The sequence below is a fragment of the Candidatus Poribacteria bacterium genome, assembly GCA_021295755.1.
Classification (GTDB): domain Bacteria; phylum Poribacteria; class WGA-4E; order WGA-4E; family PCPOR2b; genus PCPOR2b.
In genome coordinates, this window is sequence record JAGWBT010000190.1 from 1 (window position 1) to 4,489 (window position 4,489).

Consider the following 4,489-nt stretch of genomic DNA (forward strand, 5'->3'; position numbering starts at 1 on the left):
AAGACAAAAGAATTGTACCACTTTTTACCTACAACATCAACCTTTTTTGACTCACTAACGGGGTTTGCCGTTCTGTATCACCGCCTTGAAAGACGGGGATACAGAACGGAAGATTTTGATAAATCAAAGATTTAAGTTTGCTGCATAGCAGTGGGGTATATTTTACTCCAGTGATTCTAGCGAAAATATCCATCGGGTTCTCGTTACACCTCAAACAAGATTAAAACAACTCCCCTTGATCAACAATTGGACGCAGTTGACCAACCGAATAATCTATATATTTTTGCTGCGTCTCAATTCCGACATACGCTCTGCCCAATTTTTCTGCGGCACAATTTGTTTGCCCACTTCCAGCAAAAATGTCAATCACCACATCTCCCCTATAAGAGTAAAACTGAATGACCCGTTCCGCAAGTTCCAACGGAAATGGACACGGATGCAGATTCTCCTGTGGGGCTACTGGACGGATTTTCCAGACGTTTTTGCTCTTCTCGCCTTGGTAATCCTTCAGGTCAATTTCATTTTGGGTTTTCTCTTCAACACTTCTATTCCAATAAATGTTGTTCTGGCTTTTCTTATCGGCAGGCTTCTGAAAGACAAATACATACTCGGCAACCAAACTTGGATAGTAATATCCGGGATAGGGATGCTGTAACAAGACCCCTGACCGTCTATCCCTCGCAACCGGCTTTTCCCAGATAATATCCTCCTTGAATTTCCATCCAATTTCTTCAAGCCAACTGACAAAATGAAATGGGAGTGCAGTACGTGTGCCATTCCATAAGACCGGGGCAATATTTACCACATTGTGCCCCCCCGGCTGAGTGATTCTCAATAACGCCTTGAACCGATTAACTAGAAAAAGCCGATATTCCTCGTAGGATATATCTTCTCGCTCCCATCTCGCTTTGGTGCCGTGTAGCTTTTCAATATGCTCTTCGTAATTGATTGCGTTTAGGTAGGGAGGCGAGGTGAACCCAAGCATAAAATGGTTATCGGGAAAATTATCCATAACCGAGAGACAATCCCCTTTGATAATCCGCCCATTACCAATTTTGATTTCTTCTAAGGCTGTCATAAGCTTAAAGTGTCTATCAGTTTTTCTATCCGTCAATCTGCCGATACAGATTCGCCATCTCAATCGCCGTGACCGCCGCTTCTGCCCCTTTATTCCCCGCCTTGGTGCCAGCGCGTTCAATCGCTTGCTCAATCGTATCGGTGGTGATAACACCATAAATCACTGGGATCCCTGTATTGAGAGAGACCTGTGCAATCCCTTTCGCGCTTTCGTTGGCGACAAAGTCGAAGTGCGGGGTTGCACCACGAATGACCGCACCAATACAAATGACCGCATCATATCGCCCCTTTTCGGCGAGCCGTTTCGCCGTAGTAGGGATCTCGAATGAACCGGGCGTCCAGCAGATGTCCACATCATCCTCATCCACACCATGGCGCTTGAGCGCATCGAGTGCGCCATCCAGCAACTTGGTGGTGATAAAGCTATTAAACCGACTGACCACAATCCCAATTTTCAGATCAGTACCGATAAGATTGCCTTCGTAGATATTTGGCATTGTCCCCCAGTGCCGGCTCTCTAACCTTGAACCATCAGGCCATCATAGCCGTGCACCGTCTCCTCCTTCTCATCGTTGATAGTATCTAACAACAGATGTCCCAACTTCGTCCGTTTCGTCTCCAAATAGTGGCGGTTAAACTCATGGGGTCTGGTATGCAGCGGAATTCGCTCGACAATCTCAAGGTTATGCCCTTCCAAACCGCTCACCTTGCGCGGATTATTTGTCAACAGACGCATTTTCTGTACGCCCAGGTCTGTCAAAATCTGGGCACCCACGCCGTAATCCCGCAAATCTGGAGGAAAACCGAGCCGCTCATTCGCCTCAACGGTGTCAAGCCCCTCACTATCCTGCAATCGGTAGGCAAGAATCTTGTTGCCGAGACCCATGCCCCGCCCCTCCTGACGCATATAGACTAAGACACCCCGTCCCTCCTTTTCGATGAGCATCATCGCCTTCTCCAACTGTTCCCCACAGTCGCAGCGCAGCGAACCGAATACATCTCCAGTAAAACATTGTGAGTGCATCCGTACCAGCACCGGCTCACCGTCTGAAATGTCTCCTTTAATCAATGCGATGTGGGTTTTCTGATCATCGGCGCTTTGATACGAATGGAGTCTGAAGTATCCGTGCTTCGTCTGGAGATCTGCTTCAGCAACCCGTCTGATGAGCGTCTCCGTTTGCCGTCGGTAAGCGATCAAATCCGCAATGGTGATGAATTTCAGTTCATACTTTTGAGCGAACTCGAAGAGCTGCGGTAACCGCGCCATTGTGCCGTCTTCGTTCAAGATTTCGCAGAGGACTCCCGCCGGATAGAGCCCCGCCAGACGTGCCAAATCAACCGTCGCCTCTGTATGACCGGCGCGCCGCAAAACGCCACCCTCTTCTGCCTGCAACGGGAAGATATGGCCTGGGCGGGCGAAATCGTCCGCCGTCGCTTCTGGCTGGACAAACTTTTTAATTGTGTGCGCCCGCTCATAGGCGGAGATCCCTGTCGTCACATCGCTGGCATCAATTGTTATGGTGAACGCGGTATGCAGCTGGGCGGTGTTTTCCGAAACCATCAACGGAAGATTCAGCTCTGACAACCGCTCCGCGGTGGCAGGAAGACAAATCATACCCCGCCCATACTTCGCCATAAAATTGATCGCCTCAGGCGTGGCTTTCTCCGCTGCCATGATTAAGTCGCCTTCATTCTCCCGACCGGGATCATCGGAGACGATAATCATCTCTCCATTTCGTATCGCTTCAATCGCTTCTGGGATTGTGTTAAACTTCATAGGCAGTGCCTTCATTTATGGTAGATTTTAAAATTACTTGGACACTCTCAATGTACAGTCAACCCCCTAAATCCCCCTTATCAGGGGGACTTTGGGAACGTCGCGAAGGTCGGAGTTATTGGTAATGTCTTCTTATTTCTGTAACTCACCATAGTCGAAATTTTGATTTCAAATATATCCGTGCTTTGCTAAGAAGTCCATATCGATTGATGATCCTTCGCTAGATGAATAGGTCAACAACCGTTCGATATAACGTCCTAACAGATCTACCTCGATATTCACATGAGCGCCAACCCGTTTGTGTCCCAACGTTGTCACCTGCTTGGTGTGAGGGATAAGCGCGACCTCAAAGCCATCGTCAAACAGCTTTGAGATTGTGAGACTGACGCCATCAACACAGACCGATCCCTTATATACCACATACCGCATTGCCTCCTGAGAAATCGAGACACGCATCAAGGATGATGTACCTTCATCCTGCCAACTGTTGATGGTCCCGACCTCGTCAACATGCCCCAAAACCAGATGTCCTCCCAATCGATCCGCCAAGCGCAATGGGTTCTCAAGATTGACCGAATCGCCCTGCTTGAGGGATCCTAATGTTGTGCGCCGCAACGTCTCAGCAGAAACATCTGCCGTGAAACTGTCGTGCGTCAGGTCCGTAATCGTCAGACAGACTCCATCTATGGCAATACTATCCCCGATATTGCTGTCCGACAGCACCTGTGTGGCTGCGATAGTCAGCACTCCCGCTTGTGAACTACGCTGAATCCCCTTTACGATCCCCAACTCCGCAACGATTCCTGTGAACATAACTATTTACTTTGATTCCAATCTCGCTGTTAAGGTCTATCTCCCAATATTTTTACCGGGGATATTGGTTGTGGGCTAGGTGAGTAATTATAGCATGACAGGTGGTCTCTGTAAACCAAAAATCTGCGAGTCCAAGCTGATGATGATTGAGAACCCCGGACTTTATTGGAGAATGCCTTTCCAACGAACTCCACTCACAAAAAAACTTGACATACATCTGATCCTGTATTAGGGTAGTCTGTCCGTCCATCGTTGAGTAATTTATTATTTGTGTGGACGCTAGTCAAATTATGTAACTATTAATTTCAGATTCATTGCAAATTTGACAGGCTTCGTAGGGACATCAAGGGCTCACGGTTTAGCAACCCTCGTAGACAAATTGAACACCCGTTTTCTCAAGACGCACAACGAATTACACAACTACTTAACCGTAGAGGAGGCGACATTTATGAAAACGCAATTCTTCCGTTTCCGCTTTATTCGAGATGACAAAATGAGCAATCAAGTTCTAAACCCAAAATGCCTTATGTTACTGTTCGTAACCGTCTTGTTGACTTATGGATCACAAGGTACCAGCTATGGGCAAATCTGTGAAGCAGGTGATATTCTTGCGCCCGGCGAGAGCTGTACCTACCCCGGCACCGATACCGAGTTTTCTGTTCTCAATGATGGAAGAGGGCAATTTGGCTTCTTTACCTCTGGCGATAACCTGAATATCAGAAATACAACGATCAATGGTGTGTCTTATCAAAAAAACCTTTAGGTCTAAAACCCAAGTATTCATACTTGGTATACAGATTGCTTTAGCAAGTTTAATCTTGA

Annotated in this window: 5 protein-coding genes; all 5 read right to left on the reverse strand. The window is 47.4% G+C overall.

Annotated features, from left to right (window positions below):
• Positions 1 to 220 precede the first annotated feature (220 nt).
• Complete coding sequence (locus J4G02_21180; protein MCE2397038.1) at positions 221 to 1,078, reverse strand: site-specific DNA-methyltransferase; 858 nt, start codon at positions 1,076 to 1,078, stop codon at positions 221 to 223.
• Positions 1,079 to 1,103: 25 nt separating this feature from the next.
• Positions 1,104 to 1,574, reverse strand: a complete 471-nt coding sequence (locus J4G02_21185) for a 6,7-dimethyl-8-ribityllumazine synthase (GenBank protein ID MCE2397039.1) — start codon at positions 1,572 to 1,574, stop codon at positions 1,104 to 1,106.
• A gap of 20 nt (positions 1,575 to 1,594) precedes the next feature.
• Complete coding sequence (locus J4G02_21190) at positions 1,595 to 2,854, reverse strand: bifunctional 3,4-dihydroxy-2-butanone-4-phosphate synthase/GTP cyclohydrolase II (protein MCE2397040.1); 1,260 nt, start codon at positions 2,852 to 2,854, stop codon at positions 1,595 to 1,597.
• Positions 2,855 to 3,022: 168 nt separating this feature from the next.
• Complete coding sequence (locus J4G02_21195) at positions 3,023 to 3,667, reverse strand: riboflavin synthase (GenBank protein ID MCE2397041.1); 645 nt, start codon at positions 3,665 to 3,667, stop codon at positions 3,023 to 3,025.
• 562 nt (positions 3,668 to 4,229) lie between these two features.
• The coding region (locus tag J4G02_21200; protein MCE2397042.1) for a hypothetical protein at positions 4,230 to 4,489 on the reverse strand (260 nt) is incomplete at its 5' end.